Genomic DNA, 14,750 nt, shown 5'->3' with positions numbered 1-14,750 from the left:
CAGGATTATCGGAGATTCAAAATGTCTTACGCAGTAATCGTTACCGGCGGCAAGCAGTACAAAGTCGCTGAAGGTGAATTCCTCAAGATCGAAAAACTGGAAGTCGCCACTGGCGAATCCGTGACCTTCGATCGCGTTCTGCTGGTCGCCAACGGTGAAGAAGTCACCATCGGTGCTCCAGTGGTTGCTGGCGCTAAAGTAGTGGCCGAAGTCGTTTCCCAAGGCCGCCACGACAAGGTTCGCATCATCAAGTTCCGTCGTCGTAAGCACCACATGAAGCGCATGGGCCACCGCCAGTGGTTCACCGAAATCAAAATCACCGGTATCCAGGCTTAATCCGCCCCGATCCCCTGAATTTATTGGAGAATTGAACCATGGCTCACAAGAAGGCTGGTGGTAGTACTCGTAACGGTCGCGACTCAGAATCGAAACGCCTTGGCGTGAAGATGTATGGCGGCCAGGTTATCAAGCCAGGCAACATCATCGTCCGCCAGCGCGGCACCGAATTCCACGCCGGCTACGGTGTTGGCATGGGCAAGGATCACACCCTGTTCGCCAAGATCGAAGGCGTGATCAAGTTCGAGAAGAAAGGCGAGTTCATGCGCCGTTACGTGAGCATCGTCGCAGCCTAATCGCGACGTCGCTCCAGAAGCCCCGTCATGCGACGGGGCTTTTTCGTTTGTGGTGAGCCTCTTGCAAAGCTGTTTGTCTGGGCTGCCGGCGTTGGTTTCTGATGGTACGGGGCCGCCGCGCTCATTTTTGCAAGAGCCTCAAGGTTTTTTGGTTTTCGACTCGTCACCTGACGAGAGGCGGTTTTGAATGAAGTTTGTAGACGAAGTATCGATCCGGGTTAAGGCCGGTGACGGCGGCAACGGTTGCATGAGCTTCCGCCGCGAGAAATTCATCGAGAACGGTGGCCCCAACGGCGGCGACGGCGGCGATGGCGGCTCGGTGTACATGGTGGCCGACGAGAACCTCAACACCCTCGTCGACTATCGCTACACCCGTCACCACGAAGCCCAGCGCGGCCAGAACGGCGGCAGCACCGACTGCACCGGCAAGAAAGGCGAGGACCTGTTCCTGCGCGTGCCGGTCGGCACCACCGTGATCGACGCCTCGACTCAGGAAGTCATCGGTGACCTGATCACCCCCGGCCAGAAGCTGATGGTCGCCCAGGGCGGCTGGCACGGCCTGGGCAATACCCGTTTCAAGTCGAGCACCAACCGTGCGCCGCGCCAGACCACCCCTGGCAAGCCGGGCGATCAGCGTGACCTGAAGATGGAAATGAAAGTCCTGGCCGACGTCGGTCTGCTGGGCCTGCCGAACGCTGGCAAGAGCACCTTCATCCGCTCGGTTTCGGCGGCCAAGCCGAAGGTCGCCGACTACCCGTTCACCACCCTGGTGCCGAACCTGGGCGTGGTCAGCGTCGACCGCTGGAAGAGCTTCGTCATCGCCGACATCCCCGGCCTGATCGAGGGCGCTTCCGAAGGCGCCGGCCTGGGTATCCGCTTCCTCAAGCACCTGGCCCGTACCCGCGTGCTGCTGCACCTGGTCGACCTGGCGCCGCTGGACGGCAGCAGCCCGGCCGATGCCGCCGAGATCATCATCAACGAGCTGGCGCAGTTCAGCCCGGCGTTGGTTGACCGCGAGCGCTGGCTGGTGCTGAACAAGGCCGACATGATCATGGACGACGAGCGCGACGAACGCGTCAAGGAAGTGGTCGAGCGCCTGAACTGGGATGGTCCGGTGTACGTCATCTCGGCCATCGCCAAGCAGGGCACCGAAAAGCTCAGCCACGACCTGATGCGCTACCTCGAGGACCGCGCCGACCGCCTGGCCAACGACCCGGCCTACGCCGCCGAACTGGCCGAGCTGGACCAGCGCATCGAGGACGAGGCCCGCGCCCAGCTGCAAGCCCTGGACGATGCCCGCACCCTGCGCCGCACCGGCGTCAAGAGCGTGCACGACATCGGCGACGATGACGACTGGGATGATTTCGAGGACGACGAAGACGGCCCGGAAATCATTTACGTGCGCGACTGATCGGTTGCAGTACACTAAACGCCGCTCTTTGGAGCGGCGTTTTTGTATCCAAGGTATCTACAGATTCGACATAGGTTGGAAGAGAAGATGCGAAGCAAGGTGACGGGCGCCAAGCGCTGGGTCGTGAAGATCGGCAGCGCGCTGCTGACCGCCGATGGCAAGGGCCTTGACCGGGGCGCGATGGCGGTCTGGGTCGAGCAGATGGTGGCCCTGCGTGAAGCGGGCGTGGAACTGGTGCTGGTTTCCTCCGGCGCCGTGGCGGCGGGCATGAGCCAGCTGGGCTGGACCACGCGACCGAGCGCGATGAACGAGCTGCAGGCCGCCGCTTCGCTGGGCCAGATGCGCCTGGTGCAGGCCTGGGAGTCGAGCTTCGGCGAGCACGGCAAGCACACCGCGCAGATCCTCCTGACCCATGACGACCTCTCCGACCGCAAGCGTTACCTGAACGCCCGCAGTACCCTGCGCACCCTGGTCGACCTGGGCGTGGTGCCGGTGATCAACGAGAACGACACGGTGGTTACCGACGAGATCCGCTTCGGCGACAACGACACCCTGGCGGCGCTGGTGGCCAACCTGGTGGAGGCTGACCTGCTGGTGATCCTCACCGACCGCGACGGCATGTTCGACGCTGACCCGCGTAACAATCCCGAAGCCCAGCTGATCTACGAAGCCCGTGCCGACGACCCGTCGCTGGACGCCGTGGCTGGCGGTACCGGCGGCGCCCTCGGTCGCGGCGGCATGCAGACCAAGCTGCGCGCCGCGCGCCTGGCCGCCCGTTCCGGTGCCCACACCATCATAATCGGCGGGCGTATCGAGCGCGTGCTGGATCGCCTGAAGGCCGGCGAGCGCCTGGGCACCCTGTTGTCGCCCGAGCGTGGCATGCTCGCCGCGCGCAAGCAGTGGCTGGCCGGGCACCTGCAAACCCGTGGCACCCTGGTGCTCGACGATGGCGCCGTGAAGGCCCTGCGCGAATCGCACAAGAGCCTGCTGCCGGTGGGCGTGAAGACCGTGCAAGGCAGTTTCCGCCGTGGCGAGATGGTGGTCTGCGTCGGCCCCGATGGCCTGGAAGTTGCCCGTGGCCTGGCCAACTACAGCGCCCTGGAGGCGCAGAAGATCATCGGCCAGGCGTCCGACGCCATCGAAAGCCTGCTGGGCTACAGCGCCGAGCCTGAGCTGGTGCACCGCGACAACCTGGTGTTGGTCTGAAGGAGATGCAAGTGCTTAAAGGATTGATTGCCGCCGCCGCGCTGGCGCTGCCGATGCTGGCCGGGGCCGAGGAAATCGGCCAGGTGTCCACCGTGTTCAAGTTCGTCGGGCCGAATGATCGCATCGTGGTCGAGGCGTTCGACGACCCGAAGGTCGATGGCGTGACTTGCTACCTGTCGCGAGCCAAGACCGGCGGCCTGAAAGGTGGGTTGGGTCTGGCCGAGGACCGCGCCGAGGCGTCGATTGCCTGTCGTCAGGTCGGGCCGATCCACTTCAAGGGTGAGCTCAAGGATGGCGAGGAGGTGTTCAAGGAACGCACCTCGCTGGTGTTCAAGACCATGCAGGTGGTGCGTTTTCTCGACAAGAAGCGCAATACCCTGGTGTACCTGGTGTACAGCGATCGCATGATCGAAGGCAGCCCGCAGAATGCGGTGACTGCGATTCCGATCCTGCCTTGGGCTCACTGATAGCCTGGTAGATCGCCGGGAGGCCTTTGGCCTCCTTTCGCGACACAAGGCCGCTCCTACAGGGGAACGCATATCCCTGCAGGAGCGGCCTTGTGCCGCGAAAGGGCCGCAAAGCGGCCCCAATTACCTCAGGCCAACTCTTCGGCCTCATCCTCGCGCACGATGGCCTTCACTTCATCCAGGCGGCTGATGTACTTCCAATCCGCCTCGTCGATGTAGATGCCGTTCGGCCCGCTACCGCCTTCCAGGTCGATCGCCACCCGCGCCGACACCTGCGGCTTCACGCTCGCCAGGATCGGCACGAAGCCCAGTTGCTGGCTGGTCTCCAGCAGCGCGGCCTGGTTGCGTTCGTCGATGTCAGCCGCCTCGTCCAGGTAGTACGGCAGGCGAATGCGCCCGGCCAGGTCGCGGTCCATCAGGTGCAGCAACAGGTACATGTTGGTCAGCGCCTTGATGGTCATGGTGGTGCCGTTGGACGCCGCGCCGTCGATGTCGGCATGGATCACCGGCTGGCCGTTGATCTTGGTGATCTCGAAGGCCAGCTCGAACAGGTCCTTCAGGCCCAGCTGGTTGTGGTTGGCCGCCACCAGCCGCGCCAGGTACTCCTTGGCCTCTTCGTTCTTGTGGTCCTGCTCGGCGCTCTGCGTGAGGTCGAACACCGACAGGGTCTCGCCTTCCTCGTACTGGCCGGCGCTGTGGATGATCTGGTCGATGTGCTTGAGCGCTTCCTTGTTCGGCGCCAGTACCACGCGGAAGCTCTCCAGGTTGGACACCTGGCGCTTGTTGATCTCGCGGTTGAACAGCGCCAGCTGGTGCTCCAGGCTGTCGTAGTCGCTGCGGATGTTGCGCAGGGTCCGGGCGATGTCGGTGACCGCCGCGCGGCGGGCCTTGGCCAGGGTCAGCGCTTCCTCGGTGCGGTGCGAGTAGGCGTTGATCAGCAGTTGCAGGCGGCGCTCCATGTCGTCTTCGCTGTCGAACTTGGCCACGCCTTTCAGGCGCACCTGGGCATACAGCGCCTCGATCTGGTTGTCCACGCGCTGCAAGGCCTGCCAGCTGTCCTGGTAGTCGTTGAGCAGTGGCAGCAGGTTGTCCATGGAGTCGTCGATGGCTTCCATGAACGGCGTGCCGAACGGCAGGTCGGCCGGCAGCAGCTGGCGACGACGCAGGGCGTCCTCCAGGGTGCGCTGCTTGGCTTCCAGGTCGGCGATCTGCCGGCCTACCAGTTGCAACTTGGCCGACAGCTGCTGGACGCGCTCGGTGAAGGCGTCGCTGGAGCGCTTGAGCTCGTCCTGGGCGGCTTCCAGCTGGCCCAGTTGCTCCAGCTTTTCCGGCTCTTCGGCGCTGAGGGTCTCGGTGCGGCGGTAGTCTTCCAGGGCTTTCTGCGCATCCAGCACCTGCTGGTACAGGGCTTCGGTCTGGGCCTTGCTGGCGGCGCGGTCGAGGGCCACGGCCTGCTGGGTCTTGAGCTGCTTGAGCTCCTTTTCCAGGCGTTCTTTCTGGTCGCGCAGGGCGGCGCGGTCGGCCAGGGCCTGCAGGGCTGGCGGGTCGATGTGCGAGATGTCGATGGACAGGCCCGGCACTTCGAAGCGCTCGCCCTTGAAGCGGTCGAGCACGCCTTCCAGGGTTTTCACCCACACGTCGCTGTCGTCCAGTTCGATGCCGCGCTCGCCCAGCGGCAGGCTGAACAGCGCGCCGTTGAACAGGCGCATCAGGCGGTCGACATCCTGCTGCGAGAACTCCTCGCGCAGGCGCGCGTAACTGTTGTTGTCGGCGTGGTCGAGCTGCTGCTTGACCGCCTTGACGCGTTTCTCGAGGTCGCGCACGCGTTCGTCGAGGTCCTCGGCGGAGAACTGGCGGGACTGGGCCAGGGCGCCGGCCAGCTCGTCGTGGGCGTCCTTGGCCGCCAGCAACTGCTGCTCCAGGACCTTGACGTCGTCGACCAGGGCGAAGCGGTGCTTGAGCACCGACAGCTCGCCCAGCCAGCGCTGGATGCCGGTGATTTCACGCTCCAGGCGCATCAGCTCCTGGGTACCGCCGCGCTGGTCGTTCTGCAGGCGGTCCTGCTCGCCACGGTAGTGCTCGGCCTGGATGGTCAGCTCTTCCTTGCGCGCCATGGCGTACTCCTGCCAGGTGCCCAGCAGGTTGTCGAGCAATGGCGAGATGCGGTGCAGCTTGCCGCGCAGGATGTCGCGCTGGGCCACGCCGCCGGCCAGGGCCTCGACCAAGGGGCCTGCGGCCACCAGGGCGTTGTAGTCGCCTTCCATGCGGCGCACGTCGCGGAACGCCTCTTCGCAGGCGGCGATGTAGTCGACGCTGCCCGAGCGCAGGCTGTGCTCGAAGGCGTCGAGGAACAGCTGCTTGAGCTTGGCGGCGGTGATCTCGCGCATGTGCAGCAGGTTGATGAACAGCGCGCGGAAGGTCTTCAGGCTCTGCTCGCTGGTCGAGCGCAGCGGGATCAGGGTCAGGTCCAGCGGCACCGAGGTGTGGCCACCGACCAGCAGCCGGCGCAGTTCGTCCGGCTTGAGCTCGTAGGCCTTCAGGCCGTGGCGCTCGAGGTTGGTGAACAACTCTTTCTGGCGCAGGCAGGTGTCGTCTTTCTGGTAGTGGGCCAGGTCCAGCTCGCCCTGGTAGGCGAAGAACTGGTGGCCGAAGCCGCCACCTGGGCCGCGGCCGACCACGCCGATCACGTGGGGGCCGTGGGGCAGGTTCAGCTCGCAGAGGATGTAGCTGGTGTCGCTGGCGAAGTAGAAGCGCCGCGACTGTTCCAGGCTGTACTTGCCGAAGCTCATGTCCGACATGCGCGCCAGGATCGGGAACTGCAGGGCGTTGATCGACGCCGATTTACCCAGGTTGTTGGCGCCATAGACCGACAGCGGGTGTTCCAGGGGGAACAGGCCGAGGCTGTAGCCGGCGGTGTTGAGCAGCGCGAAGCGGCGAATGCCGTAGCGTTCCTGGCTCATGCGTCAATCTCCTGTTGCTCTTCGCGGATCGCCCGGGCCAGGGCGTCTTCCTCGCTCTCTTCGCCATCGAAGGGCGACAGATCGAGCGGGTCGTCGGTGCGATTGAGTTGTTCGGGGGTCTCTTCCTCGACCAGTACTGGCACCGGCAGCGGCAGGTCGCTGTGCAAGGTGGCGGCCAGGTCGCGGTCCTGCTGCACCGACAGGCACACGTCGAGGAAACGGTGCATCGGTGGCAGGAAGCGGTAGATGCCGCCTTCCTCGTGGGCGAAGCCGAGCTGGGTCATGCGTCGCAGGATCTTTTCTTCCAGCTCCTCGACGGTCTGCACCTCGGCCTGCAGGAACAGGTCGCGGTACTTGTCCAGCAGCGAAGGCAGCTCGTCGCGGCCGATGCTGCCGCCGTCGAGCACCACCATGGGGTCGCGGCCCTGGTCGGCGAGGTGCTCGACCAGGATGAAGGTGAACAGCGACAGGCGCTGGGCGGTCTTGTTCACCTGCGCGGCGGCTTGCTCGGGAACGAAGTAGTAGAAGCCACGGGTGTCGCACACCAGCTCGAAGCCCAGGGCCTTGAACAGGGTGCGGTACTGGTCCTGGAAGTTCGACAGCTGGGCGTACAGCTCCGGGTCGCGGCGGCTGACGTGGAAGCCCTTGAACAGCTCGCGGAAGATCGGCGCGAGCTGGGACAGTTCGGAAAGATCAAGATGCATGGGTGGGGCTCGCGGTGGATTCGGTCGTGGTGGCCGGCTGGTTTGCGCGGCTGGACGTCAGGGCGAAGGAGCGCAGGCTGACCAGGTGTTCGCGGGTGGTGTACTGCTGGCGGTCGAGGCGTTGGCGGCTGAAGCGCTTTTCCCGCGACAGGCGCGAGAACCAGTACAGCAGCTCGTCGGTGGCGCCCTCGGGCTCCTGTTCCAGCAGCCAGACCATCAGGTCTGGTAGCGGCAGGGCGTCTTCGCAGCGCTCGAGCATTTCCTTGACCGTGCGTGGCGCGCGCGGGATCGGGCCCTTGTGGGTCTTGTGCGCTTTTGGGAAGCGCGCCGGCTTGGGCTCGAAGCGGGCCAGGGCGTAGACGTAGGCCTCGACCTGGCTGGCGCTGCCGAGGAAGGTGCTCTGCGGGCGGGTGAACATCGGCATGGCCGCTTGCGGCACGGCGTCGATGCCTTTCTTGCGGATCACCGACAGGGCCAGCGCGGCGCCGCGGGTCACGGCATTGTGCCGGCGGGCTTCCTCGCGCAGCGGCAGCAGCAATTCGCGGGCGTGACGCAGGGTCAGCTGGGCGCTGGTCTGCATTTCGAGGATTCGCGCGTGGGTGCGCAGCAGCATGTCGTCGTCGACCAGGTGGCCCAGGCGCGCCTGCTCGCCCAGCAGGCGCAGCAGCACGGTCTCGACCTTGCGCACGCCCTGTTCGAAGGCGCCGTCGGCGTTGACCAGCTGGATCATCGGTTCGACGTATTCGTCCCAGGTCGCCAGGACCTCGGCGTAGCGCTGGCGCAGGGGGATCTGCCGGTTGCTGGTCTTGGCCCGCTCGGCCACGGCCTGCAGGGCCTGCTCGTCGTTGTCGAGCTTCTTCAGCACGTCGCGCACGCGCATGTCGAGCAGGCGCAGCTGGCGCGCCAGGTCGTCGCTGTCGCGGTTGTCGAAGGCATCCTGGATATGCCCGGCCAGGCGTTCCAGGTGGCGCAGGTAGGCCTCGATCTCCAGGCACAGGCCCAGCCGGTGCTCGCGGCGCAGGTAGGCGAGGAAGTCGTGGATCTGCGCGTTGAGCTCGAAGCGGTTCGGACTCTTGGCCACCGGGACCAGGATGTCCAGGCGGATCCATACGTCGAGCAGCTGGGTGATGTCCTGCGGGGTGCTTTCCACCTGCTGGCGGGCCAGCTGCTGGCGCAGCTCGACCAGGCTCAGGGTGCCCTGGTCGAAGCGCTCGCACAGCGGCTCGATCAAGGCCCAGTGTTCGGCTAGGGCGCGCAGGACGCGCTTGGGTTCGATCATTGGCGGGTCGACTCGTTGCCAAATAAAAGGGGCGATTGTACTGCATCCAGGGGGGAGGATTTCACCCCTTGGTCCGTTATGGGGATAACCCTGAGGCGCAAAGGGGGATTCACTGGCCCGCGATGACCGACAATCTGTTGCGGCGCATCCCAGGTAACGGCGTTAGAATGGCCGACTGTCACGAATACCCCGGATACCCGCCCCTTGCTGATCGAGTCCCGTCGCCGCGCCTACCTGTCCGCCATGCAAGTGGTGCACTGGCTGCCGCGCGCCGAACTGCCGTTCGCCGCGCCGTCGCGGCCAGAGCTGTTGTTGCCGGTGGCACCGGTCGATGAGGTCGACTTCGAGGTGCGTCCGGCCGCGCCTGCGCCGAGCTCCACCCCGGCAGCCCCTCAGGCGCGTGCCGAGCGGCCGAAGATCGAGATCCCGCGCCCGGGCAGCGCGCCGAAAGCCGCCGCCAAGCCGGTCGAGGCCGAGGCAGAGCCTCCCGCGCCGCGTCCGGCGCCTGTGCCACCGCCACGCTTCGCCCTGCAGTTGCTGCGTGCCGGCGACTGTCTGCTGCTGGTGGAGCTGGCCACCGGCCAGCCGTTCCAGAGCCGCGACCCGTCCTACCTGCTGCTCAAGGACATGCTGCGCGCCGCCGGCCTGCCGGACGCCCCGCAGATCATTGGCGAGCCGGTGCGTTGGCCGTTACTGATGCGCGGCAACATGGACCAGGGGCCGGATGCCGCCCGGGACTTTGTCCAGGGCTTTATCGCCGCGCGCCTGGAAGAGGCGCCGTGCGCCTGCCTGTGGCTGATCGGCCTGCCGGCCATTCGCTTTGCCGGCCAGGTCGATGCCGAGGCCTACTACCAAGAACTCAAGGTCGACCTGCTCGGCGATGCCTGGGCCTTGCCCGGCCTTGAACTGTTGATGGACGAGCCGCAGCGCAAGGCGGACGTCTGGAAAGCCATGCGCCAGCTGATGGCGCGCTGGAAACGCGTTGAATGAGTGACTCGATCAGTTTCCGCCCGGCGACCGAGGCGGATCTGGATACCCTGCTGAAGATCGAATATGCCGCCTTCAGCCATCCCTGGACCCGCGGCATCTTCCTGGATGCGCTGAAGTCCTACGAAGTGTGGCTGATGTTCGACGGCCAGCAGCAGGTCGGCCATGGCGTGATCAACGTGATCATCGACGAGGCGCACCTGCTCAACATCACCGTCAAGCCGGAGAACCAGGGCTGTGGCCTCGGCCTGCGCCTGCTCGAACACCTGATGGCCCGGGCCTACCAGCTCAATGGCCGGGAGTGTTTCCTCGAGGTGCGTGCCAGCAACCAGTCGGCGTATCGCTTGTACGAGCGCTATGGCTTCAATGAAGTCGGCCGTCGCCGTGACTACTACCCGATGGCGGGCGGGCGGGAAGATGCGCTGGTGATGGCCTGTACGTTGCTCGAAGACTGATTTCGCACGCTGTCTTGTGTTGGGGCCGCTACGCGGCCCCTTGTGCAGGTAACTCAGATCTCTGGGTGCTGCACTTCGACCGGTTTACGCAGGTCGCGCAAGCTGCGCGTCACCGTTCCGGTATTGCACTTGGCCGCTGCCTGCTCCGGGGTCATCTCGCGGATGGTGCGGTAGAACAATTCGCAGGTCTGTTTCTTCTGGGTTACCTGCCACTTGCTGGTGCAGGCATCCAGGGTGAGCTTGGCATCGGCCTGCGGGTTGCGCCCCATGCCGGCCTGCCAGCAGGCGGCGGAGAGGTCCTGGCCCATCATCTTCAGGCCTGCGGCGTCGGCCTTGTCCTGGTCGCCGTCGTAGCTTTTCGGGTCGGCGGCGTACCAGATCGCGCTCGGGTGGTTGGCGCCGAGCACGGGCACCTTGGCGCTGTTGGCCTCGGGGCTGATGCTCACCAAGCCGAGCACGTTGACCTTCGGCCCATACTGCTGCTGGATCCAGGCCCGCACCGGCGCGCCGAACGCGACCATCGGCAAGGCGCCTTTGCCATCGTGGGTCAGGGTCACTTCCTTGACCATGCGCACCTGGTAGTCGTTGAAGTAGCTGTAGACCCCTTCCAGGTCCTTGCCAGCGCTTGCCGGCGCGGCGATCGGGGCGATGTCGACGATGGTCTGGTAGGCCGGGGTCTGGGTAGCCTCGACACCGTTGAAGGTCAGCAGCTGCGCCCAACGGTCGGTGGTGTTGGACTTCAGGTAGTCCTGGTAGCGGGTCAGCGAATAGTCCGGCGGGAAGTGCAGCAGTTCGATGCTGCGGCGGTTCTCCAGGGCCATGCCCAGGGGCAGGAACAGGTACCAGCTGTAGTCCCAGCCGCCTTTCTGGTTGAGGCGGGTGGCGCCCTGGTAGGCCAGCTCGCCGCTGTCGAGCAGCTTGCGCAAGGGTTCGGCGTAGCTCGCCGGTACGTCGGTGATGCTGGCGTGCAGCTTGTCGTTGTCGCGGTTCACCGTGACCTTGGCATTGGCATAGCCGTCGCGCTGCACGCTCTGGGTGAGGTAGTGCTCGACGGTCTGTTCGAGGGTCCAGTCGCGATAGCAGATCACGTTGCAGTTGTTGGGGTAGGCGAACAGCCGGGTCACGCGCTGGGCGTCGCCCAGGTCGATCTGCGCGTCGGCCATGGCCAGGCCGCTGAAGGCGAGGGCGGCCAGGCCCGATACAGCAATCTTGTGCATGCTTAACTCCTTGTCAGTGGCCGCCAGGACGGCGGACCGAGCATGGTGGATGAAGAGGTGGGGGAATGAAAAGCGCCAGGATATGGCTATTGGCTAGCGCGCTGCTCGGGCTGGGTGCGGTCCAGGCCGATGAGCGCGATGTGTGGATGTTCGCCCAGTGGGCCGGGGATCACGAGAACCGCAGGTTTCGTGAAATGCTGGTGGACGCCCGGCTGTATGGCGTGGTGCCGATCCATCAGTTGCTGCGCTCTGCCTCGGACTGGCGCTTGTGCAAGGCTTCACCCTTCGCGGTGCCGCCGGCCAGCCATTGGCCGGCGGTGCGTTCGACCCTGGCATTGACCAAGACCCTGGACCAGCAGGGCATCCTGCCTCAGTTCGAGGTGGTGTCGGCCTACCGCGAACCCCGGCTCAATGCCTGTGCCGGCGGCGCGCCGAGCAGCGCGCACATGCGCGCTTTCGCCGTCGACTTGCTGCTGCCGCCCTGGGCCGACCCTAACCCGCTGTGCCGCTTCTGGCAGCAGCACGGCCAGGCCTGGAGCATGGGGCTTGGCCGTTACCCCTCGGGGCGTATCCATATCGACACGGCCGGCTATCGCACCTGGGGCGGTGATGGCGGGGCCGGCTCGTCGTTCTGCAGCAAGCCCAGGTGAGCCAGGCAGGCCTGGCACTCGTCGCCGACCCACTGTGCGAAGTGCTGACGCTTGCCGCCGTCGTCCAGTGGCCGCGGGCTGAGCAGGTGGTAGCCGGAGCCATCGCGCAGGAAGCTGTACGGCGCCTGTAGCTGGCCATTGTCCAGTTCGTCGCGAACCATCAGCGCCGAGGCGATGGCCAGCCCCATGCCCGCGCTGGCGGCCTGGAGCGACAAGTAGAAGTGCTCGAAGTCGCTGCGCGCCGTGTGCCGGATGCCGTGGCCGCTCAGGCGTAGCCAGGTGGCCCAGGCATCGGGGCGGGTGGCGCTGTGCAGCAAGCGTTGCTCCTTGAGGTCTGGCCTTGCGACCGGGCCGATCCACTCATCGCAGATCTTCAGGCTGTGCAACTGGCGATCCCAATGGAAGTCATCGCGGCGCAGTGCCAGGTCGATGCCGCCACGGGCGAAGTCCACCGGCCCGCCGGCCGCCACCAGGTGCAGCTGCAAGCCGGGGTGTGCGGCGTGAAATCGCGGCAGGCGCGGGATCAGCCAGCGCATGGCGATGGTCGGTTCGCAGGAGACCACCAGAACGTTGTCTTCAGGCTGCTGTTGCAGGCGCTGCACGGCGCCCTGCAATTGCTCGAAGATCGACTGGGTGGTGCTGTGCAGCTCGCGCCCGGCGGGGGTGAGGAAGATCGCCCGGTTGCGCCGTTCGAACAATGCCACGCCAAGGCTTTCCTCGAGCAGGCGCACTTGCCGGCTGACGGCGCCGTGGGTGACGTGCAGGTGTTCGGCGGCGCGCACGAAGCTTTCAGTGCGGGCGGCGATGTCGAAGTAGCGAAAGGCGGTAAGGGGAGGCAGTTTCATGTGCTGGCCTGTTCCGGCTTTATCGCGGGGCAAGCCCGCTCCCACGAGTGCAGTGTGAAGCGCGCGATAGGCCAGTCAATTCAATGAAAATAGGTGAGTAAAACTAGCAGATTTGCCAGACTATAAATCGATTTTTACTCGTTCAAGGCACCAAGATAATTCTATCTTCCGTGAATTTTCCTCGAGGATACCTGTTTGTGAACGAACTCATCGCTGTCGCCCTGTTCACCATCCTGGCCGTCATAAGTCCCGGCGCCGACTTCGCCATGGTCACCCGCAGCAGTTATGCACAGGGCCGCAAGGCTGGCCTCGCCGCGGCGGTGGGCATTGCCCTGGGCGTGCAGGTGCATGTGTTGTACACCGTGCTCGGCATTGCCGTGATCATCAGCCAGAGCCCGACCCTGTTCCTGGCCATGAAGGTGGTAGGGGCGGGCTACCTGGTGTACCTGGGCTATAGGTCGCTGACCAACACCACGCGCATCAGCCTCGACGGCCTGGCGCACAGCGAGGCCGGCGTGGCGAGCGCGTTGCGCACGGGCTTTCTGACCAACGCGCTGAATCCCAAGACCATGCTCTTCGTGGTCAGTGCCTACACCCAGGTGGTGCAGCCCGGCAGCCCGCTGGCGCTGGATTTCGCCTATGGCGCGTTCATGTCGTTCGCCCACTGGGTGTGGTTCAGCCTGGTGGCGGTGTTCTTTTCCAGTGCGCGATTGCGCGGGGCGATGATCGAGCGTCAGCGCACGGTGGATCGGGTAATCGGGGTAGCCTTGATCGGCCTTGGGCTGGCCGTTGTGGTAGCGGGGGTGAAATAGCTTGTTCGCAGGCAAATAAAAAGGGCTTATCTTTCGATAAGCCCTTTTTAGAAGTTGGTGGCTACACAGGGACTTGAACCCCGGACCCCAGCATTATGAATGCTATGCTCTAACCAACTGAGCTATGTAGCCAACTTGGCGCGCATTATTAGCTCGAATCGCGATCCTGTCAACAGCGTTTTCAAAAAAATTTTCCAACCTTTCAAACGCTTAGCCGGGAAGGGCGCCTCAGCGCACGATCAGCCAATGGCCGAGCAGGTTGTGCAGGCGCAATTGCTGATCGGTGGCCAGGCGCTCGAGGCTCTGCGCCGGGTGGTCGAGGTCGAAGTCACCGCTGACCCGCTGATAGGCTGCTTGCTCGTTCATCATCCAGACACGCTGGCCACGGTAATCGGCCAGGCGCTCCAGCACTTCGCTCAACGGCAGGTTCCTGGCCTTCAATTGGCCGTTGCGCCAGGCATCGGCCAATTTGGCATCAATCTTTTCCACCGGATTGATGCGGCTTTCGCTGAACGTCACTCGTTCGCCGGCATTCACCAGGCGCTGGTCGCCATCCTGCAGGACTGCGGCCTTGCCGCTGAGCACCACCAGTTCGTCGTGGTCGGCATGCCGGGCGATCTGCAGCCGAGTGCCGAACACCTGGATCCGGGTGTCATCGACCTGCACCTCCATGGCCCGGCCATCGAGCATCACTTCCAGGTACACCTGGCCCTGCACCAGCTGCAGTAGGCGGGTGCGGCCGCGCAGGTCGACGTTCATCGCGCTGGCGTTGTCCAGGTGCAGGGTCGAGCCGTCGGCCAGGCGCACGCTGCGTCGCTCGCCGATGTCGGTGTGCAGTTCGCTGCCCAGGCGTTGCAGCATGGGCCAATAGAGCCAGGCCAGCAGCGCCAGCAGCATCAGGAACAACAGCCCCAGCAGCAGGCCCATGCGGCTGTGACGCAGCTTGATGATCCGTGGCCGTGGGCGCGCCGCAGGTACCTGCAATTGTTGCCAGTAGGTTTCCAGAGCAGCGTAGGCATGGGCGTTGAGTGGGTCCTGGCACCACGCGGCGAAGGCCTGGCGCAGGCGTTCGTCGCAGCTGGGCTGGCGCAGGCGGGTGAACCATTCCAGGGCTTCGTGCTCAGG

Annotated in this window: 15 protein-coding genes and 1 tRNA gene; 9 read left to right on the top strand and 7 right to left on the bottom strand. The window is 65.0% G+C overall.

The features are described 5' to 3' along the window. Positions 1 to 21 precede the first annotated feature (21 nt). From rplU to E3U47_RS21440, 5 genes are all read left to right on the top strand, one after another. On the top strand, positions 22 to 336 hold the full coding sequence (gene rplU, locus E3U47_RS21460) for a 50S ribosomal protein L21 (RefSeq protein WP_003247466.1): 315 nt from the start codon (positions 22 to 24) through the stop codon (positions 334 to 336). 38 nt (positions 337 to 374) lie between these two features. After that, positions 375 to 632 (top strand): 50S ribosomal protein L27, encoded by a 258-nt coding sequence (gene rpmA, locus E3U47_RS21455; protein WP_003247464.1) that lies wholly within the window; start codon positions 375 to 377, stop codon positions 630 to 632. 187 nt (positions 633 to 819) lie between these two features. Beyond that, positions 820 to 2,043 carry an Obg family GTPase CgtA gene (gene cgtA, locus E3U47_RS21450; protein WP_134693611.1) on the top strand — a complete coding sequence of 408 codons (1,224 nt, stop codon included), beginning with the start codon at positions 820 to 822 and terminating at the stop codon, positions 2,041 to 2,043. Between the two features lie 87 nt (positions 2,044 to 2,130). Continuing rightward, a complete protein-coding gene (gene proB / locus E3U47_RS21445; RefSeq protein ID WP_134693610.1) occupies positions 2,131 to 3,249 on the top strand; it encodes a glutamate 5-kinase in 1,119 nt (372 codons plus the stop codon). A 5-nt stretch (positions 3,250 to 3,254) separates the two neighbouring features. Then, positions 3,255 to 3,716, top strand: a complete 462-nt coding sequence (locus tag E3U47_RS21440; RefSeq protein ID WP_134693609.1) for a CreA family protein — start codon at positions 3,255 to 3,257, stop codon at positions 3,714 to 3,716. A gap of 128 nt (positions 3,717 to 3,844) precedes the next feature. On the opposite strand, the gene mksF is transcribed toward E3U47_RS21440, so the two are convergent. The 3 genes from mksF to mksB are packed head-to-tail and all read right to left on the bottom strand — an operon-like array spanning position 3,845 to position 8,659. Then, positions 3,845 to 6,676, bottom strand: coding sequence for an Mks condensin complex protein MksF (gene mksF / locus E3U47_RS21435; protein WP_134693608.1), 2,832 nt, complete (start codon positions 6,674 to 6,676; stop codon positions 3,845 to 3,847). Beyond that, a complete protein-coding gene (mksE, locus tag E3U47_RS21430) occupies positions 6,673 to 7,380 on the bottom strand; it encodes an Mks condensin complex protein MksE (RefSeq protein WP_134693607.1) in 708 nt (235 codons plus the stop codon). Before mksE ends, mksF begins: the two co-directional genes overlap by 4 nt. Then, complete coding sequence (gene mksB / locus E3U47_RS21425; protein ID WP_134693606.1) at positions 7,370 to 8,659, bottom strand: Mks condensin complex protein MksB; 1,290 nt, start codon at positions 8,657 to 8,659, stop codon at positions 7,370 to 7,372. Before mksB ends, mksE begins: the two co-directional genes overlap by 11 nt. A 204-nt stretch (positions 8,660 to 8,863) precedes the next feature. Between mksB and E3U47_RS21420 the strand changes: the two genes are divergently transcribed. Further along, positions 8,864 to 9,649 carry an energy transducer TonB gene (locus E3U47_RS21420; RefSeq protein ID WP_134693605.1) on the top strand — a complete coding sequence of 262 codons (786 nt, stop codon included), beginning with the start codon at positions 8,864 to 8,866 and terminating at the stop codon, positions 9,647 to 9,649. Further along, a complete protein-coding gene (rimI, locus tag E3U47_RS21415; RefSeq protein WP_134693604.1) occupies positions 9,646 to 10,101 on the top strand; it encodes a ribosomal protein S18-alanine N-acetyltransferase in 456 nt (151 codons plus the stop codon). The genes E3U47_RS21420 and rimI overlap by 4 nt, the downstream gene beginning before the upstream one ends. Before the next feature lie 53 nt (positions 10,102 to 10,154). Here rimI and E3U47_RS21410 read toward each other — a convergent pair whose 3' ends face one another. Beyond that, a complete protein-coding gene (locus E3U47_RS21410) occupies positions 10,155 to 11,318 on the bottom strand; it encodes a hypothetical protein (RefSeq protein WP_134693603.1) in 1,164 nt (387 codons plus the stop codon). A gap of 65 nt (positions 11,319 to 11,383) precedes the next feature. Between E3U47_RS21410 and E3U47_RS21405 the strand changes: the two genes are divergently transcribed. Beyond that, positions 11,384 to 11,968: a D-Ala-D-Ala carboxypeptidase family metallohydrolase gene (locus tag E3U47_RS21405; protein WP_177414261.1), complete on the top strand. Its 585-nt coding sequence runs from the start codon at positions 11,384 to 11,386 to the stop codon at positions 11,966 to 11,968. Here the strand turns inward: E3U47_RS21405 and E3U47_RS21400 are convergent. Continuing rightward, complete coding sequence (locus tag E3U47_RS21400; RefSeq protein WP_134693602.1) at positions 11,908 to 12,813, bottom strand: LysR substrate-binding domain-containing protein; 906 nt, start codon at positions 12,811 to 12,813, stop codon at positions 11,908 to 11,910. The two genes, E3U47_RS21405 and E3U47_RS21400, sit on opposite strands and share 61 nt — an antisense overlap. 197 nt (positions 12,814 to 13,010) lie before the next feature. Between E3U47_RS21400 and E3U47_RS21395 the strand changes: the two genes are divergently transcribed. Next, positions 13,011 to 13,625 carry a LysE family translocator gene (locus tag E3U47_RS21395; protein WP_134693601.1) on the top strand — a complete coding sequence of 205 codons (615 nt, stop codon included), beginning with the start codon at positions 13,011 to 13,013 and terminating at the stop codon, positions 13,623 to 13,625. Between the two features lie 55 nt (positions 13,626 to 13,680). Here E3U47_RS21395 and E3U47_RS21390 read toward each other — a convergent pair. Together E3U47_RS21390 and E3U47_RS21385 are read right to left on the bottom strand one after the other, a co-directional pair. Next, positions 13,681 to 13,757, bottom strand: a tRNA-Met gene (locus E3U47_RS21390). A gap of 96 nt (positions 13,758 to 13,853) precedes the next feature. Next, positions 13,854 to 14,750 (bottom strand): FecR domain-containing protein (locus tag E3U47_RS21385; protein WP_134693600.1); only part of this gene is annotated, 897 nt, incomplete at its 5' end.

The sequence above is a fragment of the Pseudomonas sp. RIT623 genome, assembly GCF_004519305.1.
Taxonomy (GTDB): Bacteria; Pseudomonadota; Gammaproteobacteria; order Pseudomonadales; family Pseudomonadaceae; genus Aquipseudomonas.
This window is presented reverse-complemented; position numbering and strand designations above follow the sequence as displayed.